We start from the raw sequence: 24,394 nt of genomic DNA, 5'->3' as shown, positions 1-24,394 counted from the left end.
CTCAAGACCTCTCTTATTTAGAATCAAGTAAGACACGTCGATTTAGATAGAAATAATCCCATCCAGACCATAGTGTAAAGAACAATGCAATATATAACATAATTGTATCAAATGGAATACCAATAAGTGTAAAGATTGTATTGTGTAAAAGTGCTGCTCCGATGGCCACAATTTGGGCCCACGTTTTAATTTTACCAAGCTGGTTTGCCGCAACAACTTCTCCTTCACCTGCCAATATTAAACGAAGACCAGTTACTGCAAACTCACGGCTAATAATGATAATTATTATCCATGCAGGCGCCATATCAAGCTCTACCATTAAAATAAAAGCTGCTGAAACTAGTAATTTGTCAGCAAGTGGGTCTAAAAACTTACCAAATGTTGTCACAAGATTATACTTACGTGCGTAAAAACCATCCACCCAATCAGTCGCTGAAGCAAAAATAAAAATAAGTGCACCTACAAAATGATGAACAGGCATATCCGCTCCGAATAGTGACATTGTTCCCCAGCCAAAATCAAACATCATAACAATGACAAAGAACGGAATAAGTAAGATTCGAGAGATGGTAATTTTATTTGGAATGTTCATTTTTCTAACACCTTTCATGATGAAAGAAAGTAGTCATCATTAGATGACTACTATTCTTTATTGAAATTGATGACGATGTTTTGCGTTACAGCTTGCTGTGCATATGTTAAAGGCTCGTCATTAATGTATACCTTGGCTTGCGTTGAATTACCTAAACGGATACGAGCATAATTTTGAGATGTTGCATCAAATTCTACTACTTCTCCTGCATTATATACACGAGTATCTGTTAGTATTTCTTGTTGCTGTTGGTCTCGAATACCGATAAATGTAGGACCTGATACTTCGATACGTATTTTAAATGTATCTGCACCTGTTAACGTATATGAAGTTGTAGCACCATCCGCTTCAACAGTCCCCGCTGAAATCGATTGCTTAACCTCTTCAGTTTCGTCAGATGTTTCCTTTGCTGAATCTGTTGACTCTTGTTTGTCATTTGATTGAGCTTTTTTATTTTCTTTTTCTTTATCTTTTTCTGTATCTATTGGTTTTGCTTTTGTATCATATTGCATTTCTGGAGGTGTCTCTTCTCCAGAATTCGGTACTGCATTATTTTTAGACTGCATGAGTACCCAAATGACTACAATAATGACAATGATAAATAAACCAACGATTATTTTCGGCATTGCCTCCATCATTTTAGTAGAAGGGCCTTTTGTAATTTTTCTTCTACTTGGACTACTCGTTATCGATTGACTTACTTGATTGTTCGAAGTACCTGGTAGCTCACTTTTATACGTTTCTAAAATTTCCTCTGCGTTCAAATCAACGGCGTCAGCATATTGTTTAATAAAAGCTCGTACATAAAATGAACCAGGCATGATCGAATAATTGCCCTCTTCAATACCTATTAAATAACGCTTTTGTATTTTCGTTATTTCTTGTAAATCGTCTAAACTGTAGCCTTTAGACAGTCTCGCCTCTTTCAGTCGAGTCCCTAATTCTGCCACTCAAAACACCTACTTTAACATCAATTTAAAAATTAAATCCTAAAATCCTCCAAATGAATTGGAGTCGGACATCATATGATTTTTTTCCATTATCTCATACGTAATCTCTTCATCTGGGTGATGACGTAATTCAATGATATAATCAAAATCCTCTATCCTATAATCTGAATGCTGAACAAACATGTCTGGATGCTCGACGACCTTTATGGAAGGCATATTCATCATTTCACGCACTAGTTGTAAATGCCGCTCATCAGATGAACGACGTGTTACAATGCCATCTAATATAAAAATATTATTGTCACTGAATTCATCACCAGCGAGTTTATTGCGAACAGTCTGCTTAATCATTGTAGATGATAAAAAAATCCATTTTTTATTGGCACATACACTAGCCGCTACAATCGATTCAGTTTTTCCAACTCTAGGCATTCCACGTATTCCTATGAGCTTATGCCCTTCTTTTTTAAATAGCTCAGCCATAAAGTCAACTAAAATACCAAGTTCATCTCGGACGAAGCGGAAGGTATTTTTTTCATCTGCATCTCGAGGAATATAATGACCGTGCCTTATGGCTAAACGATCACGGAGTTTAGGTTGTCGAAATTTGGTCACGTTAATATGTTCCATTGTCGAAACAATTGTACGAAAACGCTCAATTGTCTCATCGTTGTCTGTATGCACTAACATACCACGTCGATCCTCATCGACACCATTTATTGAAATAATATTGACACGAAGCATCCCTAAAAGTGAAGCAATATCTCCTAATAATCCAGGGCGATTCACCTGAATTTCATATTCAAAGTACCAATCGCTCAAACACACTCGTTCCCTTCCTATTAGTTAACGTAAAAAATCCCTTATAAGTTCCATCATAGCTGATTTTTTATGTAATGGAAAGTTAGAATACATGGAATTATAGCGTTATTTTTAAAAACTTACTATTTTTTTTTTGAACATCCTAAATAGGCTTACATACGTTCCCTTTTCTATGCAGAAATTGCTTTTTTATATAAAAAAAAGAGGAGATCGCTCTCCTCTTTTTTACTGTACAGGTTTATTTTGCACAAGTTTAACGACACAATTCGCCAGTGCGTGTTTTTCTTCTTCAGAGGCAACGCCCCATAAATCCGACAGCACTCGTTCTTGTTCATTTTTAGGATCGACATTTGTCGCCAAATATTCTCCAATTTGTACAGCAGCTTGTTGAATCATTTGCGATGGTACACCGCTTGATTCTGCACGCATAACATTTTGACCTAAAAACGATGTCCATTTATGCCAGTTCTCTAAGATAGTCATACTGTTCCTCCTCCTTTACACATGTAGTATGTGCAAAAAAGAACATTATATGTACCAACCACCGTTTAATCGAATTACTTGTCCCGTTACATAATCTGCATTTCCAGAAAGGTAGAAGCGTACCATCTTAGCAACATCCGTTGTTTGACCAGCTATGCCTAGCGGAATATCCTCTAAAATATAGTCAAGCTCCTCTTCACTTAAATGACTGTTCATCGAGGTATTTATAAAGCCAGGTGCAATGGCATTAACACGAATACGTGACAGTGCCGCTTCTTTCGCATACGACTTTACAAAAGCATGTTGGGCGCCCTTCACGGCTGCGTAAAGAGCTTCACCAGCCGATCCAGCCTCTCCCCAAATCGAACCGATAAAAAGCACATAGCTAACGTCATGCGCACGAAGCTTTGATGACAGCAATGCCGTCAGACGCATTGGATTTTGCACATGGACACGCCATAATGCATCCATATCCTCCACAGTAGTATCTTCAAGTAGAGAATAATGCGCCTGACCATTTGCAAAGACAATTGCTTGCACATTAAAAATTTGCGATGCTAGTAATTGTGCCCCGGACGCTTTCGAAAAATCTCCCTGCACAAGCATAAATTCCTGTGAAGGGAAATTTTCTGAAAGAGAGTGGTATAAAGCCTGCGCTGCTTTTTCATTGTTTGAAAAGTGTATGTAGATGGACCAGCCGTCTTCTGCCAGACTCTGACAAATAGCACGACCAATCTCACCCGATGCACCTAACACGAGGGCAAACTTTTTCACTGTTCGCCCTTCTCTGTAGGTAAAATTTTAAAGACAGTTTGTTGAGATTCACCTTGAATTGAAGAAAATGCTTTTTTCAAATCTTCAATCGTTAATTCTTCTAGCACAGGTACAACATCGAACAAATTCATCTCATTAAACGAATAACGTGTAAATTGGTTGGCGATAAATTCAATAGAGTTCAGCGCACGTAGGAAGAAACCAATTTTTTTACGTTTCACTCGTTCTAAATCGCCACTTTCAAATTGTGCATCTTCATCATACTTTGCTAATTCTTCTTTAATAGCTTTCTCTAATGCAGCCGGGTCTGCAGAATCCGAGCCAATCATAGCAAAACCAAAGCCGTTTTCTAACGTGAAATCAAATGCATACGTTTCATCAATTAAGTCATTTTCATAGATGCGCTCATAAAATTCAGATGTACGTCCGAAAATAAGTTCAAGTGCAATTTGAACAGATAGCTCATGTTTTAACATATCACGACCAGAAAGATTTGTTTCTTTTGCTTTTAAGCCGATATAAACCTTTGGCTTTTGTACATCCATATGCAACTCACGCTCTTTGATAGCAACCTCAGTCGGTTCTTTATCAAAGTAGCGTTGTATTGGTGTTGGTTCAGTGAATTCTTTTTTACCTTGATTGTCACGAATAAACGTCATCATTTCATTAGGGTCTACAGCACCAATAACAAACAATAACATATTGGATGGATGATAGAACGTATTGTAGCACGTATATAAGTGGTCCGCAGTAATGCCATCAATCGTCTCGATTGTACCAGCGATATCAATTTTTACTGGGTGATTATGATACATATTTTCGATCGTACCAAAATACAAGCGCCAATCTGGCTGATCATCGTACATCGTAATTTCCTGTCCAATAATGCCCTTCTCCTTATTCACTGTTGCTTCCGTAAAGTAAGGTTCTTGCACAAAATTTAATAATGTTTCTGTGCTTTTATAAATATTGTCCGTCGAAGAAAATAAATACGCCGTACGTGTAAATGATGTAAAGGCATTTGCTGAAGCACCGTATTCACTAAACTTTTGGAATACATCGCCATCTTCTTTTTCAAACATTTTATGCTCTAAAAAGTGAGCAATGCCATCTGGAACTGTAATGCTTTCCGTCTCACCAAGCGGCACAAATGTACGATCAACAGAACCGTACTTAGTTGTGAACGTCACATATGTTTTGGAATAGCCTTTTTTCGGTAAAATATAGACATCTAAGCCATTCTCTAATTTTTCATAATACAATGTTTCATCTAATTGTTTGAATTCAATTGTCTTCATTGTGCGGCTTGCTCCTTCCCACATAAGAAATAGACCGCCTCTAGCTGAATTTGCTTCGCCATTTCAACGATATCTTCTCTCGTTACAGCTTTCCATTTATTTGCCCAAGCTTCAACAGAGAACTCCTCGGGTAAATCTTTATATTGGTCAAAAATTTCTATTTGTCCTCGAGCAGAATCCAATGACTCTTTTAGCTGATTCGTCAGCATTGCCTTTGTTTGCTCTAATTCCAAATCAGTAATGTCGCCTGCTTGCATAACAGCAATTTGTTCTTTTATTAGTGATAGTGCTTTTTCTTCATTCTTTTGTTCAATCCCAGATACAACAAAGACTAAGCCATAATGTGATGCATAGGAGCTAGACGCATAGTAAGCTAAACTTTCCTTTTCACGAACATTCATAAATAATTTAGCATGAGGGTAGCCACCAAATACGCCGTTAAAGATTTGCATTTTAGCGAAATCAGGATCACCAAATCGTACTGGTGTACTAAAGCCAATATGCAGCTTTCCTTGCTTCATATCCTGTTGCTCACGTACATAATCATTTTGTGGATGCTGTTGCGGAAGCACAGCAGGAACTTCTTCAGGTGTACGATCATTAAACGGTAGAGCTTTTTTCAGCTGCGTCACGATTTCGTCTTCATTAATATCACCCGCGACATAAATATCTATTTTATCGTTAGCAAGCATCGATTGATATGCTTCAAACAATGACGCAGGGGTAATTTTTTGAATGTCCTCAACAGTTCCGTTAGCAGAAATAGAGGCCGGTTCATTCGGACGTAAAATCTGTTGAATACGTTGCTGCGCAAATCGAGATTTATCGTCAAAAATAGACTCGATACGTTGAATGACCGTTTTCTTTTCACGCTCTACAATCGATTCTTTAAATACACCGTTTTCTATATTTGGTTCAAAGATTGCTGTATGCAATAAACCAAGCACCTCGTTTAAAACACTTGTATTTGCCAAATAATGATCGTTAACGGTTTCTACATTCATCAGTACTGTATGCTCATTACCACGTTTAGATGTATCAAAATAAAGCACTGTGCCATACAAGTCATCCAAGAAACCTCGGAATGCAGCTGTTGTCTTATATTTAGCATTGCTGTGTTGCAACACATTTGTTAACACTGTGCGTTCAGACGCATTTGTAGCCGTTAATGCTCTTCTCCATTTAATTGAAAAATTTACGGTTTTAAATTGGGTTGTTTGTCGGATATGCAAATTGACACCTTTTGCAAAAGGGATTGTTTTAAACATATATAGAACCCTCCTTATCTTTCTTAATATAACAAAGTACTACACATACTATACATGTCTATTGTCTATAATTGCAAAAAGAATCCAAAGTATGTATACGGAAAGTGTGAAATTTCATTTGGTTACTTGATGAACCTGTTCATACTAGCAAATAAAGATCAACCTTCAACCATTATTTTCCCAAACACTTGAGCTATGTACAAGGAAAAAGACTGAGCATTTTCGCCCAGTCTTTCGTGTAAACAATTGTCTGTTTTTTAGCGTTTCCCCTTAATATAAGGTTGACCACTAGCTTTTGGTGCATTTGCTTTACCGATAAATCCTGCTAATGCAAGGATTGTTAATACATATGGTAAAATTTGCAAGTATACAGCAGGAATGTCCTGAACGTAAGGAATTGTGCTTCCTGCAACACTTAACGTTTGTGCTACTCCAAAGAATAAAGCTGCACCTAATGCACCGATTGGATGCCATTTCCCAAAAATCATTGCAGCGATGGCCATAAAGCCTTGACCCGCAATTGTAGCATGTGAGAAATCGCTTGTAATTGATTGCGCATACACTGCACCACCAAGACCACCTAATGCCCCTGAGATGACAACAGCAATATAGCGCATTCTATTAACATTTACACCCATCGTATCTGCAGCCATTGGATGTTCACCGACAGCGCGTAAACGTAAACCGAATGGTGTTTTATAAATGATAAACCATGCCCCGATAGCTACTGCAAAAGCTAAAATTGACGTACTATAGACATCACGGAATAATAATGGACCAAAGAACGGAATATCCTTTAAATAAGGGATAGCGAAACGAGTTATTGGTTGGGTAATCATATCAGTTTGCCCTTTACCATAAATCATTTTTACTAAGAATACAGTTACCGCTAAACCTAATAAATTAATAGCAACCCCCGATACTGTTTGATCGGCACGGAAGGAAATCGAAGCAACTGCATGGAATAGAGAGAAGATTCCCCCAGCAATGACAGCTGCCAGCATAGCTACCCAAATTGTTGCTGCACCAAATGTTGAAGCAAATTCTAAATTGACATAAATACCAACAAATGCACCAACAACCATTAAACCTTCTAGTCCGATATTGACAACACCAGATCGTTCAGAGAATACACCACCGATTGCCGTAAAAATTAAAGGTGTTGCGAAGAAAATTGCAGAAGGGATGATGAAATATAACATTTCTAAAAAGCTCATGTTATTGTCCCTCCTTTTTCTTGCGCAACTTTTGCAATGCTACTCGAATAATATAGCCCGATGCTACACAGAAAATAATTAACGCAATAATAATAGATACGATTTCCTCAGGAATACCTGCAGCATTTGGCATATTTAATGCTCCGTATTTAAGTGAGCCGAATAATGAAGCTCCGAATACAACCCCAAGAGGTGTATTCGCACCAAGTAAGGCAACGGCGATACCATCGAAACCTATACCTGTAAAGCCTGGTTTAATAGAAGCGTTTTGGAAAGTACCTAATGCCTCCATAGCACCACCAAGACCCGCGAACATACCTGAAATCGTCATAGCTAAAATAATGTTTTTGTTGACGCTCATACCAGCATAGTCTGCAGCATGCTTATTAAAGCCTACCGCCTTAAGCTCATATCCACGTGTTGTTTTTTCTAAAATGAACCACATAACCATAACCATTAACAGTGCAACAATGATGCCATAGTGAAGACTTGAATTGTCTGTAAGCTCTCTTAAAAACGGAGAACGTAAAGAAGCTGATTCATGAACGCGTTCTGTTTTAAAGCCACCGTCAGACAATTTTTTAATCACTGCATTCGCAATATAAAGCGCAGTATAGTTTAACATAATTGTCGCAATAACTTCGTGAACTTTAAATTTCGCTTTTAAGAAACCTGCAATAAAGGCCCAAAATGCACCTGCAGCTGCTGCCGCAAGTAATGCTAATGGTAAGTGAATGATTTTAGGTAGATCAAACGCATAGCCTACCCAAGCTGCTGCTAGCCAACCTAAAATTAACTGACCTTCTACACCAATATTAAATAAACCTGTGCGGAAGGCAAATGCTACCGCTAGACCCGCCAATAAATACGGTGTTATTTGACGGATTGTGTTCCCAATAGAATATGAATCTCCAAAAATACCTGTCCAAAGTGCGCTATAACCTTGTACTGGGTCATAGCCGCTAACTATCATCACGATAGCCCCAACAATTAAACCGATAATGATAGAGATGATAGGAACGAGAATATTAATGACACGATTTGACATTAGTCATTCCCCTCCTTCGCACCATTCTTTTTATTTTCACTTTTTTGTCCTGCCATTAATAGACCTAGCTCTTGTTCTGTCGTTTCTGTTGGATTTAACTCATCAACAATTTGACCGTCATAAATAACAGCAATTCGGTCCGAAACATTCATGACTTCATCTAATTCAAATGAAATTAACAGTACCGCTTTTCCTTTATCACGTTGCTCGATCAGGCGAGAGTGAATAAACTCAATTGCCCCTACATCAAGACCACGTGTTGGTAGTGCAGCAATCAATAAGTCCGGATTACGATCAACTTCACGACCGATAATCGCTTTTTGTTGGTTACCACCTGAAAGGGCACGTGCTGGTGTCATTTCACCATTACCTGTACGCACATCATATTCTTCAATGATTTGACGTGCTTTTTCAGACACTTTCTTATAGTCCATAACAAAGCCCTTAGCGATTGGAGACTGATAATATGTTTGTAGTGCGATATTATGACCTATTGGGAAATCTAAAACTAAACCATGCTTATGGCGATCTTGTGGAATATGCCCAACGCCTTCCTCAGTAATTTTACGAGGTTTCATATTTGTAATATCTTTGCCATTTAATTTAACAGAACCACTCTTTATTTTGCGTAAACCAGTAATGGCTTCGATTAACTCAGATTGTCCGTTACCATCGATACCTGCAATACCAACAATTTCACCTTTACGTACTTTTAAGTTTAAGCCTTTTACTTTATCGATATTACGGTAGTCTGTAACAACCAAATTATCGATTGCAATTACTTCATCAGTTGGGTTGGCTTCTGTTTTTTCGGTTTTAAATTCGACTTGGCGACCAACCATCATTTCAGCTAATTGGTTAGGATTTGTTTCAGCAGTGATAACTGTTCCAATCCCTTCACCTTTACGAATAATTGTCACACGGTCAGAGACTTCCATAATTTCTTTTAGTTTATGGGTAATTAGAATAATAGATTTTCCCTCTGCAATTAAGCGTCGCATTATTTGAATAAGCTCTGTAATCTCCTGTGGTGTTAAAGATGCAGTTGGTTCATCAAAAATTAAAATTTCTGCACCGCGGTATAGTGTTTTTAAAATTTCAACACGCTGTTGCATCCCCACAGTAATATCCTCGATTTTGGCATATGGATCAACATCTAAGCCATATTTTTCAGAAAGTGCTTGTACTTTCTTCGCTGCATCTTTAATGTTAACAATACCCATTTTTGTTGGTTCAGAACCTAAAATAATGTTCTCTGTTACTGTGAAATTTTCCACTAACATAAAATGTTGATGGACCATACCAATCCCTAAATCATTGGCCACATTCGGGTTTGTAATTTTAACAGCCTTCCCACGAACTCGAATTTCGCCACCCTCTGGTTGATACAAACCAAAAAGGACGTTCATTAAAGTCGATTTACCTGCACCATTTTCGCCTAGCAGTGCATGAATTTCGCCTTTTTTCAGCTGGAGGGTGATGTTATTATTCGCCACGAAATTACCGAACTCTTTTCGGATTCCTAGCATTTCAATCACGTATTCCAATTTTGTCACTCCCTTAATAGGCACTTTTATCAATTTCGCCTTGACGTAATTGTGGCTGTCGCCACAGAAAGCATTTTGTTACTGTCGCAAAGTTGCACTGCACTTTCGCACATGAAACATTGTTGCATCGCTTAAAACTAATCTAAATACTTGACATAATCCCTGTTGCTCAGCGTTTATCACATCGCACAACAATGAATTCTGTCAGAGATTAACTCTTCGTTCATTGGGCATTATGCACCCAATCCACAAAAAATCCATGCCTATCTTGTCCCACTAATAGAGGTAGATAGTCTTCTAAATGAAGATAAATTAATACAGGAAAGGTCATCGTTAGAAACCTTTCTTCTATTAACTTGTTACCATCATTACTATTCTTACGATAAGCTCATATAAAATTCTACCTCTACGGTAATGACCAGTATAGTTAAATAGAATATTACGAATAGTCAAAATATAACGATAGATTGAAAAATCATCATAAGGGCCTTCATAAAAAGTCCCTTATGATGATCAAAAGGTGAATTATTTTTTCACTTTTTCTGGAACTTTAATTTCACCCTTAGCAATTTTTTCTTTATATTCTTCAATAACCTTTAGTACATCTTCTGGGATTGCGCCACGAGAATCCGCAAGCTTCACGCCGTCTTCAGCTAAACCATAAGTAAGCGTTTTGCCACCTGGGAATTCACCTTTTTTCGCTTTATTAGAAATATCTACAACTGCTGTATTTACACCTTTTAACATAGAAGTTAAAGTAACATTTGTTTTACCGTCTACTTTACCTTCTTCATATTGGTCAGCGTCTACTCCGATTACCCAAATGTTTGCATTAGGATCTTTTTTCTTACGTTCTTTTGCCTCTGAGAATACACCGTTACCAGTTGCACCAGCTGCGTGGAAAATTACATCTACACCTGAAGAGTACATGCTGTTTGCAGTAACTTTACCAAGGTCAGCTTTATCGAATGCAGCAGTATATTTTGATGTGATTTCGATATCTGGATTTACAGCTTTTGCACCTTCAAAAAATCCAGCTTCGAAGCGGTTGATAACTGGAATATCTACGCCACCTACGAAACCGATTTTACCTGATTTAGACATTTTCGCAGCAGCTACACCTGCTAAGAAAGCACCTTCTTGCTCTTTGAACAATACTGATACTACATTGTCCGCTTTTACTTCAGCGTCAATGATTGCGAAATGGTTATCTGGATTTTCTTCAGCGATTGCAGTAATAGAATCTTCCATCATGAAACCAATACCATAGATTAAGTTAAAGTCACGACGTAATAACGCATTTAAATTTGAATCATAGTCTGCATCTGATTTTGATTGTAAGTAGTCGAAGCCGCCATCACCTTTTTTTAGGCCATGTTCTTTACCGAATTCTTGAACACCTTCCCAAGCAGATTGGTTGAATGATTTATCATCAACTCCACCTACGTCAGTTACCATTGCTACTGAGAAGGCACCTTCTTGGTTGCTTTCGCCTGGTGAAGCGTTTTCATTTTCTTTATTAGTTTTTTCTTCCTCTTTCGTACCACATGCACCTAAGATTGCACTTGCAGCTAAAACTGATGATAATACTAAACCAAATTTACGTTTTTTCATTTGATTAACCCCCCAAAGGTATTGTAATTAGCAGGAAAAAATTAGAAATGTTCTACACCCGTTTACGAACTACATGGAAGCTGAATTTATCAGCTCGGAAATAATTTTTTGAATACAACACTACTTGATCATGATCATCGTAATGTAACTGCTTTAATACTAAAAGAGCTGTTTCACGTCCGCAATTTAAAATCGGCGAAGCTTGCTCATGATACCCAATAGGATCAATATATGTCACAGCATAGGCAACATGAATTTTACCGGATTGTTCAAGTGCAGAGAAAAGTGAAACTTCTTTTTTTTCTACAAAGTCAGTTGGCAGGAAGCTTGCTGGTAATCTGTCTATGCAGTAAACTACCGGCTCACCATCCGCTGTTCTGACACGTTCAATTGTGAGTATTTTATCCTCGCCATCACACTGGAAGCGTTTTAAATCTTCTTCAGCAGGTATGCTTTCCGTCGCCTTTAAAAAGCGGGAACCGGGTTCCATACCCGCTGCCTCGATCATGGAAGAAATGCTCGATAAATGCTCGATACCTGATGTAAACAACGGCTTAGGGTTTACAAATGTGCCCACCCCATGTCGACGCACAATCACATTCTCCTCTTCCAACAGTCGGAGCGCTTCTCTAAGAGTTGCTCGACTGACTCCTAGTGATTTCGATAATTCAAACTCTGAAGGCAGTTTTTCATTTTCTTTAAAAACGCCTTTTTCAATGTCAGACTTTAAACGATCAATTACTTGAAGATAGAGATGACGATGATCTGCTTTAATAGTCACATATATCACCACCAAAATCAGAGATCAGACATCTGATGTACAACATTCCTACTAATCGTTCATAAATATAACATTTTTATAGACCGAAAGCAATTACACATAATGTAATTGCTTTCGAATTTTTAAATGAATTTGGGCCTACTCAATGTATACAACATTGTTCAATTTTTTAACGTTATTTTGGCACTAATTATCGTATTGATGAATGAGCACTTGTCGAGGTTTACTACCCTCTGAAGGCCCGACAATACCACGTTGTTCCATTTGATCGACAATACGAGCAGCTCTCGAATAACCGATACGGAAACGGCGTTGCAACATCGAAACAGAGGCCGTCTGCATACTAACAACTAACTGTACAGCCTCATCAAATAATTCATCCGTTTCTTCTAAAATTGTCTCTTCATCGGTCGGAATCATTTCCTCCTGATATTGTGCCTTTTGCTGTTCTATAACAAAGTTAACAACTGACTCAACTTCCTGATCTGATAAAAAAGCACCTTGCACACGTTTTGGTTTAGATGCACCCGCTGGTAAAAACAGCATATCTCCTCGACCGAGTAAACGCTCGGCTCCACCCATATCTAAAATCGTTCTAGAATCGATTGCAGATGACACTGCAAAGGCAATGCGCGAAGGAATATTTGCTTTAATAACACCTGTCAACACATCTACACTTGGTCGTTGAGTTGCAATTATTAAATGAATCCCAGCTGCACGTGCCATTTGTGCTAAACGTGTAATAGAATCCTCTACATCACTTGAGGCAACCATCATTAAGTCCGCTAACTCGTCTACAATTACTACAATATATGGTAATTTAGGGTGTTTCTCATCTGTTTGCTCATTAACTTTTTGTACATGACTATTGTAACCTTCGATATTACGGGTACCTGTATGAGAAAATAGATCGTAGCGGCGTTCCATTTCCGCCACAACTTTCTTCAGCGCCTGAGACGCTTTACGTGCATCCGTAACAACTGGTGCCAGTAGATGTGGAATACCGTTATAAACATTTAACTCCACCATTTTCGGGTCAATCATCATCAGCTTAACCTCATGTGGTTTTGTACGCATTAGGATTGATACGACAATACCATTTATACACACACTTTTCCCACTACCCGTCGAACCCGCAACAAGTAAATGTGGCATTTTATTGAGCTCAGCAAGTACTGCTTGTCCAGTAATATCACGACCAAATGCAACTTGCAATAATGCTTCTGGCTTTACGCCGTCCTTAGACTCTAACACTTCTCGGAGTGTAACAATAGCTACCTCACTATTTGGTACTTCAATGCCAATCGCTGACTTCCCAGGAATAGGTGCTTCCATACGTATATCCTTCGCAGCAAGTGCTAAGGCAAGGTCATCCTGTAAATTTACAATTTTACTTACTTTCACACCTACATCTGGTAATATTTCGTACTTTGTTACAGCTGGACCTAAATGTACCTGTGTAACTTTTGCTTTTACCCCAAAGCTTTGCAACGTTTGCTCTAGCTTTTTCGCATTTGCCTGTATGACAGAATATTCGCCACTTTGGTCATGTTGTGGTGGTAATTGTAATAAATTATAAGACGGAAGTTGGTAGTCTGCATTTTCCACAGCATCTGCGCCTTCAATATGAACATCATCAACCATCTCACCATGTTCAATGTCTTCATTTTCGGCCATTGTAAATGACTCTCGTTCATGAGACACATTTTGAGTAAAAGCAGAGATGATTGGTTCATGAGAAATCTCTTCTTCCTCTTGTACTTCTGGCTCCTGATCAACGGCCGCAATGTCATCCTTGCTTTCTACTTTTGAACGGCGATTAGTAGGTTTTTTCGGCATATTCTTTTTCTTATCACGATGCTTCTTCTGCCATTTGCCAAAAAGGTCGGGCATTTTTTTCGCTAAATATGGAACAAGGGCCTTTCCTGTTACTAATATTAATCCGATAAAGAAAATAACCCATGCAACGACTTTCGCACCTGCCGCCTCAAATAAAACATGTAGAGCACTAAATAACAGTGCACCCACCATTCCGCCGCCAAGTGCATTACTTCGATTGATGATACCCTCAGAATTAATTAAAATTCGCCAAGATTCTCGCAAAACAGAGTCTGATAATAATCCACCAGATTTTGATAATTGTTCAAACAAAATGCCATGACTAAAAATTGTTAAACTCATAACAATTAGGAGCATACCTAATATGACACGATCATAAATGCTTATTTTTTTCCGCCCAATCATCAGTAACACCGCAACAAAAATAAGCATAAACGGCACAGCAAAATGTAAATTTCCAAAAAGAAACATCGCAATTGTTTGTAGAACTCGACCAATCATGCCATATTCAAAAATCATAATAACCGCAAATGCAATTAAGATAAGACCTAAAATTTCATACATAAGCGGATGCATTTCTTTTTTCTCTGTCGTCGCTTTTCCTTTCGTGACTTTTCTTTTTTTACTAGTCGCCATCTATTTCACCTTCTTTTGCAATCCATTCTTTAATATGTAGCAAATAATAACATGTAGAACTTGATTATTCCAAAAAAATCATCACCATAATGTGGTGTTGATTTCCGTTCCGGCTGGGCGCTTTGCCGCTGCCGCTTCGCTTTCGCGCAGGTAAAACATTTGCCGCTGCCGCTTCGCTTTCGCTACAGATAAAACATTCGATGTTGGTCACGAAGGCGTTATCACAGGATGTGATGATTTTAGCCTTCGTTCCTCTATTACTGATTCCCAAGGAGTCGCCCAGCCTTAACGAAGATCAACTTATTACACATGGCATATAATACAATAAATGCGATATCTAACTTTCCGTATTGAGGCAAAAAAGGATTTTCCACCGTTTACATTCGGTTAGAAAATCCTTTTTCAATCAACGATGATCTTTCATTTTTAATATTCCATAATGATTGGGATAATCATTGGGCGGCGCTTCGTTTTTTGGAATAAATACGTATTCAGTGTATCTCGAATTTCTTGTTTAATGTTTGTCCATTCAAATGTATCTTTACCAACGTATTTTTCAATAACATTTTTAGCAATATCAGAAGCTTCCACCATTAATTCTTCTGATTCGCGTACATATACGAAACCACGCGATAAAATTTCTGGACCAGATGCGATTTTCTTTTGAGCACGGTTTAATGTAACGACAACAATGAAAATACCATCCTGCGATAATAATTTACGATCGCGAAGTACTATGTTCCCTACATCACCTACACCGATACCGTCTATTAAAACATTACCTGCTTGTACACGGCCACTCATTCGCATTTTACCATTTTTATATTCTACAATATCCCCTTTATCGGCGATAAAAATTTGTGATTTTTGCATACCTAGCTGTTGAGCAAGCTTAGAGTGAGCAATAAGCATGCGGTACTCACCTTGCACAGGGATAAAGTACTTTGGTTGCATTAAGTTTAACATTAACTTTAAATCTTCTTGGCTACCGTGACCCGATACATGTACATTTTTGCTAGATGTGAGAATTTCAGCACCTGCTTTTGCGATCGAGTTCATCGTATTAGCCATCTGCACTTCCATACCAGGAGACGGTGTAAATGTAATTAATACTGTATCATTCTTTTTAATTTTAATGTCTCGGTGATGTTTGCGGACAATTTTCTCTAATGCATCAAGTGGCTCCCCTTTATTACCTGTAGCGATAATAATAATCTCATCATCTTGATACTTTTGCATTTCCGAGATAGGGATAATTGTATCTTCTTCTACTGTTAAGTAACCTAGATGTGCACCTAAATCCACAGCTTTTTCTAAAGGTTTTCCTACAATAACTATTTTACGGAACGACTTTTGAGCTTGTGTCAACACTTGCTGTATACGAATAAAATTCGATGCATAAACAGCAACTAAAATACGACCTGGTGCTGAATGGAATGTTTTTGATAATTGCTCTTCAATCACAATCTCAGATGTCGTGTAACCTGGTCGCTCAGCTTCACTCGACTCAGATAACAGCATAAATACGCCTTCTTCTCCTAGCTGAGCCATTTTTGCTAAATCAGGCTTAAATTTACCTGTCGCAGATTGATCGAATTTAAACTCACCTGTATGAACAATTGCTCCCTCAGATGTATGGAACACTACCCCTAACGAATCGGGAATACTATGTGTTGTATGGAAGAATGTCACATACGTTGAGTTAAAATTCATACGACTACGGTTCGTAACCTCAAAGAATTTCACCTGATGTGGTGCAGGCAATTCCTTTAAATGTTCCTTTGCAAGTGCAATTGTTAATTTTGATCCGTACACTGGCGCTTTCACTTTTTGTAATACATAAGCAATTGAGCCAATTGCATCTTCATGACCATGTGTTAAGAAAATTCCTTTCACACGCTCTTTATTTTCTTCTAAATACGTAATATCTGGAATTACGATATCAATGCCCAGCATTTCGTCTTCTGGGAACATCAATCCGCTATCCACTACAAATAGCTCTTCGTCAATTTCTACTACGTACATTGCTTTCCCAATTTCGCCAACGCCACCAAGTGGGATGATGCGAATTAATTCATTTTTCTTTTTCGTCAATTTATTTCCTCCTAAAAAATATCCCGAACAGCAACCACTTAAGATTTATTATAAGGTTTGCAAAGCTTTTGCACAAATTAAAAATGCATCTTTCATGATAGAAACAGAAATTTATTGCTAATTTTATTTCTAATAGATGGAAAGTAGGAGGAGGATGTAGCATCGTGAAAGGTTTAATTTTATAAAAAAAAGCGAAGCGAGCTTTTGGAGATTGGGATATAGTGCCGATATAAGCCATTTTCAGTAATGTTTTTTCTTGCACGTAAGCTATTTCAACTTCCATATAAATAAATCGATGATTAAAAGATACAAAAACAATTGACTATAAAAATAGATCCAAATACCTTGATAGATTCCGGATTCTTACCTGAGAGAATATCAGTCATCCTTGAGCAGTTATCCTCATTAGGGCGAATACTCTATATTTTTTTGGGAAAGTGTCTCACCCTTCTATGAAAGTTCCAAAAGAAAAAGACCGTAAACAAACTAAAAATTTCGAGTTTGTCTACGGTCTGAGGATTTACTATTTAGCTTGAATTACAAATTAACTAAAGGTACTTATTTCTCTAAAGCTTCTCGCCTTTTCTTGATACGTATCCCAAATTCGGTCAAAGTTTGCTTTTTCTTCATCTGTCATTTCCATCATTGGTAAACGAACATTAAGTGTATCAAAGCCTAATTTGGTCATCGCGTATTTTACTGGCGATGGGTTTGGCTGTGCGAACAACGCACGTACAAGTGGTAATAATGCTCGGTGAATTTTGGCTGCTAGCTCGTGATTTCCTTCTTCAAACGCTTTAATCATTAATTGCATATCATTCCCTACAACATGGGCAGCCACTGAAATAATTCCTGCTCCGCCGATTGCTAGTAGTGGGAGTGTTAAACCATCATCCCCACTATACACTAAGAAATTATCATCTGAATCAACATTCTCAATAATATCGCCCATTTGATCTAAATTGCCACTCGCTTCCTTTATCCAGGCAATATTAGAAATTTTACTTAAAGCAACAGAAGTTTCATAGGCAACATTGACGCCTGTACGTCCTGGCACGTTATAAAGCATGACAGGTAAACTTGTTTCTTTTGCAATTGTTTCAAAATGCGCAAAAATACCGCGTTGATTTGGCTTATTATAATATGGTGCTACAAGCATGATACCATCTGCGCCATTTTCTTCAGCCTTGTGCGTCATTGCTATAGAGTAAGCCGTTTCGTTATCTCCTGTACCTGCAATAACCGGTACACGACCTGCCACTTTCTCTACGGTAAAGCGTACAACTTCAATTTTTTCTTCTGTGGACATAGTTGGGTTTTCAGAGGTTGTGCCACATGCGACAATACAATCTGTACCATTATCAATCAAATGATTAATAATACGTTCTAGTTCTGGATAATTAATCGTGCCATCTTCTTTGAACGGCGTAATCATCGCCGTTCCAATTCGACCTAAATTCATCCTTACACCCCTCTTATAGTAAGTTATCCTCTAGCATTGCTTCAGCAATTTGAATAGAGTTTAATGCAGCGCCTTTCAAAAGATTGTCAGAAACGATCCATAAGTGGAATCCTTTTTTATTGTCTAAATCTTGACGGATACGCCCTACAAAAGTAGCGTCTTCCCCTTCTGCATAAATAGGCATTGGGTAAGTTTGTGTTGCGATATCATCTTGTAATACGACACCAGGCGCATTGCGTAATACTTCAAAGATTTCCTGTACTGTTGCTTCTTTTTCTACTTCAAGATAAACAGATTCAGAGTGTCCTGAAACGACTGGCACACGAACGCAAGTTGCGGCTACTTTTAGCTCTGGTGCATGCATAATTTTCTTCGTTTCATTAATCATTTTCATTTCTTCGTATGTAAAGCCATTGTCTGTAAATTTATCAATTTGTGGAATGACATTACGAGCGATTGGATAATGACGTTTGTCGCTACCAGAAGGTAAAATATTTGCTTCTACATCCTTACCTGCATCCCAATTTGCACTTTGTGCCTTTAATTCCTGAATAGCAGAAACACCTGCACCTGAAACTGCTTGATATGTTGATACGATAATTTTTGTTAAGCCAAATGCTTGACGAATAGGTTCAAGTGCAGCCATCATTTGAATCGTAGAGCAGTTTGGATTTGCAATAATCCCTTTGTGCTTAGCAAGATCACCTCGATTTACTTCTGGAACAACTAAGGGTACGTCTGGATCCATGCGGAAATGGCTCGTGTTATCGATCACTACTGCACCGCGTTTTGCCGCTTCTGGTGCTAGCACTGCTGATACCGAACCACCAGCTGAGAATAAAGCGACATTGACGCCTTCAAAAGCTTCAGGTGTCGCTTCTTCAATTGTATATGTCTTTCCATTAAATTCGATTGGTTTTCCTGCTGAACGTGCCGAAGCTAAAAACTTAATATCTCCAATTGGAAACTCCCGTTTAATTAGTTGTTCCATCATTTTTGTGCCTACTGCCCCTGTTGCTCCAACTACAGCAACTGTTAACTGCTTTGTCATCTGTCATCAACTCTCCTTGAATACAAGTTACATAATGTGTGCTATTGTATCACAAAAATACTGAAAATTGTGTGTAATTTACGAATTATTTTAAATATTGTACCAACAGTGGCTGTAATTGCTTTTTCTCCGTAATCGCTTCATAAACAGTCGCGACCATTTGATCAAAATCAGCAATCAAGGAATTTGGTTTTGAATGTGGCGCGTCCTGCCCAAATGGAATAAAATAAATGTTTTTAGCATTTAACAGCCTCATTATATTTATACCATTTAAGCCAAGCGCATCATTCGTTGATATACCTAGAACAACAGGTGAACCGTTACGCAATGTTGCCTTCGCAGCCATCAATACCGGACTATCTGTTGCTGCATTTGCAAATTTACTAATACTATTTCCAGTCATTGGGGCTATAACCATCGCATCCAATGGATTGGATGGTCCAAATGGTTCTGCCTCTTTAATAGAAGAAACAACCTTTTCTCCAGTTAATTCCTCTATTTTGGCAATCCACTCCTCCCCAGTACCAAAACGCGTAGCTGCATGTAAAACGGAGTGTGTAATGATTGGAACAACTGTTGCTCCTGCATCTATAAAGTTTTGGATTTTAGGTACTACGTCCGCATACGTACAGTGGGAGGCTGTAATCCCTAAACCAATTCGTTTCCCCGTTAGCAATTTTCTTCCTCCTCTATTGCCTTGCACAATATTGTCGCTGCATTATGTGCAAAGTATTTCCCAGGTAATGACGGCAATAGCACGTACGTTTGTAATTGTTCAACGTCTATATCTAAACAGCCAGGCTCTGAAGCCAAATCATATAGTACAACCGGGACATGTTCTTGGAATGATTCAGTAATCCACTTAGCAGGAATCGTATTGACAAAAATCCCATCATTAATTGACCATTGACGATCATCTAAATCCGTAGCTTTATAACCATATGCCTTTGCTTCACTCACTTGTACAACTGAACGCGCTACTATATGGACATTAGCGCCCATCTTGACGAGTAAAGAAGCGAGCATTTTGGCTGTGCGCCCAAATCCTGCGATAGTAAAGTTTTGTCCGTAAATACATTTTTGCTCGAGTCCGTAAAACGTGGCGATAAATCCCTCCGCTGTTAATCTTGCATTTTGCCAAATAAATGATTCTTGTTGTAAATAGCAATTTGTTTCATTTTTCTCAAGCAATTGCTTCCAATGCATCGTTAAACGCCCTGTATAAAACTTAACTTGAGATATGCCATAAAGCTGTTCCACTTCAATTTTTAGTGGAAGTATAGGAAGAATAATTCTATTTGGTTGGAATTCTAATACAAGCTTATTCAACTCTTCATTCCAAACTGATGTTCTTTTATAAAATACTGTTCTCGATGGGCTTCTTAGCATGGTAGCTAATTCCTTTAACCTTAGATCCTCACCGATAACAAGCCATTTTTCATTTTCCAAAAGCTCACCTCACTGTAAAAATTCTGACTGTACTGTCGTTGTTTTGTTAAATAAAATTCGATCTTCGCCAATTAGTATAATTTCGTGCCAAGGTATCATTTCACTTACTTTCACTTTCTTTTTTTGAAATGGCAATTTATCTTTCACAATCTCAAAACCATGAATCTTTCCTGTTTGCACATCTAATAGACATTCCGTATGTGCCAATATGCCAAAGTGTACGCCACCCTCAACTTGAATTAACTCTTTATCCACCATCTCTGATAGTAGCATGCCTCATCTCCCTCCTTGAACCGTTACCCCAATATATGCCGAGTTTTTGCAATTCGTGACCCTTACCCAAAGTCTGAAATGTGCATTTTACTAGCACATCTACAAATAGTGTATATATACAAATTTGTGACGTGAGGAATTTGTGCAAACTTAATTTAATTTATCGAAACGATAACTGGAAAAGGAAGCTTTGTTACAGAAAGAAATCAAGATTTTCTACGCGAGGAATTATTGCGTCATTTTTAAGAGTATATGCAGTAAACGGTTAGAACGGTCTTAACTGCTGGGCTAACAAAAGAGGAAGTATAGGAGTTAGTTATGAATACTATTGAACTTCATACTTTACTTAAAAGCATGAATGGTTTTCTCTTAATGATGTAAGTGTTTTTCAGTACTGAGGCTACCATTGGTTTTACTGAACCGGGGAGTCGACTACGATATTTTCCCAAAAATAATAGTGCGAAATTTTGCTATTCGACAAGGATGTTGTCGAACATGAATTACCGATAAAAAACGACATCGGTGTAGTTTTTGACGATTTACATATACTTGAAACGCTCAATACGACATAACTCGACAAGACTATGGAAAAAGGTTTTAAAATATTGGATAGTGATTGGCGCTATTTAAAGGAAGTAATGAGGAAGTAAGCAAAATATCAGAGGCACTAGTTCATAACAATAAAGCATACAATGAGAAGCCTTCGATTCTTCTTTGTTCAGTTTTATATCCATCATCTAGACGAGGCGAAGCGGACGCGTCATTTTCGAATGATAACAGCCATCTTCATTATTTTGATTCCTACAATCATGAGTATAATCATTAGTATTTCTATTTTATTTCAAAGCCTTACTTTATATTTAGCAAGAGAAGTTTTTTAATGAATAAAAAAATAGGTTGCCGAAAAATGGCGACCTATTTTTTATCAATTACTATATGGACTAACGTATCATTCGCTATATCAATTGTAAATGCCTTACCGAAGCCTACCACGTAGCGACCTTCCAATGGTGTGAGCTCAAATAGTGAGAAATCAAGTGTACGTAACAGCTCCATCATTTTAGCATTAAACAATTTATTGAATGCTGCAAATACGTCCTCATTTCCTTCGTTCCCTAAATTCTTTGGTGTACATTGCCAACGTGCCCGTTCTGCTGCAAATGGATTTGGTGTTACTGCCTCATCTGCCACGCAAAGTACATCTACAAATTGAGCCTGCTCCATGAGTTGGAAATGCTCTGCGATACGACTAATATAGACGTAAAATTTACCATTCAAACGCACAAATGGAGTAGTGCTACTAAAAGGTTTCCCTTCTCCATCCACTAGACTTAACATACAACTTTTCTTTCCTTGAATAAATGTTTCATAGCCCTGCTTTACTTGCTCAATATCCATTTCTTTTTGCATCTTACTTCCTCCTATGCCTTGACAGTACTTTTTAATTGAATCCGTGGAGCACTATCCCATGATACATATTGAATTTCTGCATCCATTCGGTATATTTGCTGAATCATCTGTTCGGTCATTACCTCTTCAGGCGTGCCAACATGAGCGCGTTGACCATCCTTTACAACTACGATTTTATCACTATAGCTAGATGCTTGATTTAAATCATGGAGCACCATCACAACCGTCATCCCCATTTCATGATTAAGCTCTCTCACTAATTCTAGAACTTCATGCTGATGTGCGATATCTAAGTATGTCGTTGGCTCATCCAACAATAAAATTTGTGGCCGCTGCGCTAAAGCCATCGCTATCCAAGCTCGCTGTGATTCACCACCCGATAAAGCTGCAATAGGCTTTTCTCTGTAATGTGTGAGATGTGTTTTCTCAAGAGCCCAATCAATAATGGCCTCATCCTCTGCATTTAAACGCTCAAACCACTTTTTATGTGGATATCGTCCGTATGCCACTAGGTTTTTAACAGATATATCAGTTGGAGCCTGATTTTTTTGACTCAACATACACATTTTTCTTGCTATGTCTTTGGACGAGAGTCGACGGATATTTTCGCCATCAAAGATAATTGTTCCTTCATTATAAGGCTGCATACGAGCAATAGCTTTTAAAATAGTAGATTTTCCAGAGCCATTAGGTCCAATAATGGATAGGACCTCACCTTTTACAACTTCAAAAGAAAAATTATGGACAACTTCCTTTTGTTCATAGCGGACAGATAGCTGTTCAATTTTTAACATTAAAACGCCTTCTTTCGCATTAAATATAAGAAGTAAGGTCCACCAATGACTGACATTAGAATGCCCGCTGGAATATCGAGTGGCGCAAACAATGTTCGTCCACCAGTATCAGCAATAAGTAACACAATAGCCCCCATCGCCATACTCATTGGTAGTAAATATTTATAGTCTGAGCCTACAAGCATTCGAGCCATATGCGGTACGATTAAACCAATAAAGCCAATCATTCCTACTGCTGCTACCGAGATTGCCGCTAAAAATACAGCCAAAATAGATAACATAATACGAATACGAGTTACATTTTCCCCTAAATTTACTGCTACTTGATCTCCTAAACGTATAATATTTGCCTTGCGTATCGCAAAAATAGATATGATCCAACCTATTATTGCGTACAAATAAATCATTTGCAGTGACGCATTTCCCTTGGCCGCTAAACTACCATTCATCCATTGCACCGCTGATGGTAGTCGATCACTATAAAGAATCGATAAAAATCCAATAACCCCACCGCACAGTGCATTTACTGCAACTCCTGACAAAATAATAGTGATTGGTGTAATGCCTGTTCGTCGCCAGGCCAGTGCATAAATTATAGTTGCGGCAATTAAGCCACCAATAAAAGCTGCGGCTGGGATAAAGTGAGTGAATTCTGGATTTGCTAATAAAATGATTAAAACAAATGCCGCTGCTCCACTTGTAACACCCGTCAACCCTGGATCAGCTAGTGGATTTCCCATTACGGCCTGCAATAATGCACCTGAGATTGCAATATTAGCTCCAACTATTAGTGCTAATAAAACACGTGGTAAACGAATATCCCAAATAATTGTAGTATATACGCCAGCATTATCACGTCCATTGGCAATTGTTGTTAAAATATCTGGGATTGCAATTTTCACACTCCCTAGCCCTATCGCAACAATAGCTGCTACCATTGTTAACACAAAGGTCATGATAATAATTATTCGACTTCTTGTAGTACTAATCAT

Annotated in this window: 22 protein-coding genes; all 22 read right to left on the bottom strand. The window is 38.1% G+C overall.

The window, feature by feature from the left end; all coding sequences use genetic code 11:
- Nucleotides 1-13: 13 nt before the first annotated feature.
- Nucleotides 14-592, bottom strand: coding sequence for a CDP-diacylglycerol--glycerol-3-phosphate 3-phosphatidyltransferase (gene pgsA / locus B1B04_RS06575; RefSeq protein ID WP_079560526.1), 579 nt, complete (start codon nt 590-592; stop codon nt 14-16).
- A 50-nt stretch (nt 593-642) separates the two neighbouring features.
- Nucleotides 643-1,542, bottom strand: coding sequence for a helix-turn-helix domain-containing protein (locus B1B04_RS06570; protein ID WP_079560525.1), 900 nt, complete (start codon nt 1,540-1,542; stop codon nt 643-645).
- A 39-nt stretch (nt 1,543-1,581) separates the two neighbouring features.
- Entirely contained in the window at nt 1,582-2,364 is a 783-nt protein-coding gene (locus B1B04_RS06565) for a DUF3388 domain-containing protein (protein WP_079560867.1), read from the bottom strand.
- Nucleotides 2,365-2,589: 225 nt separating this feature from the next.
- Complete coding sequence (locus B1B04_RS06560) at nt 2,590-2,847, bottom strand: DUF3243 domain-containing protein (protein ID WP_079560524.1); 258 nt, start codon at nt 2,845-2,847, stop codon at nt 2,590-2,592.
- Between the two features lie 45 nt (nt 2,848-2,892).
- Nucleotides 2,893-3,621, bottom strand: coding sequence for an elongation factor P 5-aminopentanone reductase (gene ymfI / locus B1B04_RS06555; RefSeq protein ID WP_079560523.1), 729 nt, complete (start codon nt 3,619-3,621; stop codon nt 2,893-2,895).
- Nucleotides 3,618-4,919: an EF-P 5-aminopentanol modification-associated protein YfmH gene (gene yfmH / locus B1B04_RS06550; protein WP_079560522.1), complete on the bottom strand. Its 1,302-nt coding sequence runs from the start codon at nt 4,917-4,919 to the stop codon at nt 3,618-3,620. Before yfmH ends, ymfI begins: the two co-directional genes overlap by 4 nt.
- Nucleotides 4,916-6,187 carry an EF-P 5-aminopentanol modification-associated protein YfmF gene (gene yfmF / locus B1B04_RS06545; RefSeq protein WP_079560521.1) on the bottom strand — a complete coding sequence of 424 codons (1,272 nt, stop codon included), beginning with the start codon at nt 6,185-6,187 and terminating at the stop codon, nt 4,916-4,918. The genes yfmH and yfmF overlap by 4 nt, the downstream gene beginning before the upstream one ends.
- Nucleotides 6,188-6,444: 257 nt before the next feature.
- Nucleotides 6,445-7,404 carry an ABC transporter permease gene (locus B1B04_RS06540; RefSeq protein ID WP_079560520.1) on the bottom strand — a complete coding sequence of 320 codons (960 nt, stop codon included), beginning with the start codon at nt 7,402-7,404 and terminating at the stop codon, nt 6,445-6,447.
- A 1-nt stretch (nt 7,405) separates the two neighbouring features.
- Complete coding sequence (locus B1B04_RS06535) at nt 7,406-8,452, bottom strand: ABC transporter permease (RefSeq protein ID WP_079560519.1); 1,047 nt, start codon at nt 8,450-8,452, stop codon at nt 7,406-7,408.
- Complete coding sequence (locus B1B04_RS06530; protein ID WP_079560518.1) at nt 8,452-9,999, bottom strand: ABC transporter ATP-binding protein; 1,548 nt, start codon at nt 9,997-9,999, stop codon at nt 8,452-8,454. Before B1B04_RS06530 ends, B1B04_RS06535 begins: the two co-directional genes overlap by 1 nt.
- A gap of 525 nt (nt 10,000-10,524) precedes the next feature.
- The gene (locus B1B04_RS06525; protein WP_079560517.1) at nt 10,525-11,613 is read right to left on the bottom strand and encodes a BMP family lipoprotein; all 1,089 of its coding nucleotides are present in this window, start codon (nt 11,611-11,613) and stop codon (nt 10,525-10,527) included.
- 52 nt (nt 11,614-11,665) lie between these two features.
- Nucleotides 11,666-12,394, bottom strand: coding sequence for a GntR family transcriptional regulator (locus B1B04_RS06520; RefSeq protein ID WP_079560516.1), 729 nt, complete (start codon nt 12,392-12,394; stop codon nt 11,666-11,668).
- 186 nt (nt 12,395-12,580) lie between these two features.
- The gene (locus B1B04_RS06515; protein WP_079560515.1) at nt 12,581-14,869 is read right to left on the bottom strand and encodes an FtsK/SpoIIIE family DNA translocase; all 2,289 of its coding nucleotides are present in this window, start codon (nt 14,867-14,869) and stop codon (nt 12,581-12,583) included.
- Between the two features lie 426 nt (nt 14,870-15,295).
- A complete protein-coding gene (locus B1B04_RS06510; protein ID WP_079560514.1) occupies nt 15,296-16,963 on the bottom strand; it encodes a ribonuclease J in 1,668 nt (555 codons plus the stop codon).
- 544 nt (nt 16,964-17,507) lie between these two features.
- Complete coding sequence (gene dapA, locus B1B04_RS06505) at nt 17,508-18,425, bottom strand: 4-hydroxy-tetrahydrodipicolinate synthase (RefSeq protein WP_079560513.1); 918 nt, start codon at nt 18,423-18,425, stop codon at nt 17,508-17,510.
- 13 nt (nt 18,426-18,438) lie between these two features.
- Entirely contained in the window at nt 18,439-19,476 is a 1,038-nt protein-coding gene (locus B1B04_RS06500; protein WP_079560512.1) for an aspartate-semialdehyde dehydrogenase, read from the bottom strand.
- A gap of 85 nt (nt 19,477-19,561) precedes the next feature.
- On the bottom strand, nt 19,562-20,152 hold the full coding sequence (locus tag B1B04_RS06495; RefSeq protein WP_079560511.1) for a dipicolinate synthase subunit B: 591 nt from the start codon (nt 20,150-20,152) through the stop codon (nt 19,562-19,564).
- Nucleotides 20,146-20,925, bottom strand: a complete 780-nt coding sequence (locus B1B04_RS06490; protein WP_079560510.1) for a dipicolinate synthase — start codon at nt 20,923-20,925, stop codon at nt 20,146-20,148. Before B1B04_RS06490 ends, B1B04_RS06495 begins: the two co-directional genes overlap by 7 nt.
- A 9-nt stretch (nt 20,926-20,934) precedes the next feature.
- On the bottom strand, nt 20,935-21,198 hold the full coding sequence (locus tag B1B04_RS06485) for a YlmC/YmxH family sporulation protein (protein WP_053594254.1): 264 nt from the start codon (nt 21,196-21,198) through the stop codon (nt 20,935-20,937).
- Nucleotides 21,199-22,113: 915 nt separating this feature from the next.
- Entirely contained in the window at nt 22,114-22,608 is a 495-nt protein-coding gene (locus B1B04_RS06475) for a pyridoxamine 5'-phosphate oxidase family protein (protein ID WP_079560509.1), read from the bottom strand.
- Nucleotides 22,609-22,619: 11 nt separating this feature from the next.
- On the bottom strand, nt 22,620-23,402 hold the full coding sequence (locus tag B1B04_RS06470) for an ABC transporter ATP-binding protein (RefSeq protein ID WP_079560508.1): 783 nt from the start codon (nt 23,400-23,402) through the stop codon (nt 22,620-22,622).
- Nucleotides 23,402-24,394 (bottom strand): FecCD family ABC transporter permease, encoded by a 993-nt coding sequence (locus B1B04_RS06465; RefSeq protein WP_079560507.1) that lies wholly within the window; start codon nt 24,392-24,394, stop codon nt 23,402-23,404. Before B1B04_RS06465 ends, B1B04_RS06470 begins: the two co-directional genes overlap by 1 nt.

The sequence above is a fragment of the Lysinibacillus sp. KCTC 33748 genome (assembly GCF_002237755.1).
Classification (GTDB): domain Bacteria; phylum Bacillota; class Bacilli; order Bacillales_A; family Planococcaceae; genus Lysinibacillus.
Note: the sequence above shows the minus strand (reverse complement) of the source record. Positions and strands in the feature narration are given on the sequence as shown.

What these genes read in the sequence shown, in the direction of transcription:
- pgsA (WP_079560526.1), bottom strand. Translation starts at nt 592, where the DNA reads ATGAACATTCCAAATAAAATTACCATCTCTCGAATCTTACTTATTCCG.
- B1B04_RS06560 (WP_079560524.1), bottom strand. Translation starts at nt 2,847, where the DNA reads ATGACTATCTTAGAGAACTGGCATAAATGGACATCGTTTTTAGGTCAA.
- yfmH (WP_079560522.1), bottom strand. Translation starts at nt 4,919, where the DNA reads ATGAAGACAATTGAATTCAAACAATTAGATGAAACATTGTATTATGAA.
- yfmF (WP_079560521.1), bottom strand. Translation starts at nt 6,187, where the DNA reads ATGTTTAAAACAATCCCTTTTGCAAAAGGTGTCAATTTGCATATCCGA.
- B1B04_RS06540 (WP_079560520.1), bottom strand. Translation starts at nt 7,404, where the DNA reads ATGAGCTTTTTAGAAATGTTATATTTCATCATCCCTTCTGCAATTTTC.
- B1B04_RS06535 (WP_079560519.1), bottom strand. Translation starts at nt 8,452, where the DNA reads ATGTCAAATCGTGTCATTAATATTCTCGTTCCTATCATCTCTATCATT.
- B1B04_RS06525 (WP_079560517.1), bottom strand. Translation starts at nt 11,613, where the DNA reads ATGAAAAAACGTAAATTTGGTTTAGTATTATCATCAGTTTTAGCTGCA.
- B1B04_RS06515 (WP_079560515.1), bottom strand. Translation starts at nt 14,869, where the DNA reads ATGGCGACTAGTAAAAAAAGAAAAGTCACGAAAGGAAAAGCGACGACA.
- dapA (WP_079560513.1), bottom strand. Translation starts at nt 18,425, where the DNA reads ATGAATTTAGGTCGAATTGGAACGGCGATGATTACGCCGTTCAAAGAA.
- B1B04_RS06500 (WP_079560512.1), bottom strand. Translation starts at nt 19,476, where the DNA reads ATGACAAAGCAGTTAACAGTTGCTGTAGTTGGAGCAACAGGGGCAGTA.
- B1B04_RS06485 (WP_053594254.1), bottom strand. Translation starts at nt 21,198, where the DNA reads ATGCTACTATCAGAGATGGTGGATAAAGAGTTAATTCAAGTTGAGGGT.
- B1B04_RS06475 (WP_079560509.1), bottom strand. Translation starts at nt 22,608, where the DNA reads ATGCAAAAAGAAATGGATATTGAGCAAGTAAAGCAGGGCTATGAAACA.
- B1B04_RS06470 (WP_079560508.1), bottom strand. Translation starts at nt 23,402, where the DNA reads ATGTTAAAAATTGAACAGCTATCTGTCCGCTATGAACAAAAGGAAGTT.
- B1B04_RS06465 (WP_079560507.1), bottom strand. Translation starts at nt 24,394, where the DNA reads ATGATTAGTACTACAAGAAGTCGAATAATTATTATCATGACCTTTGTG.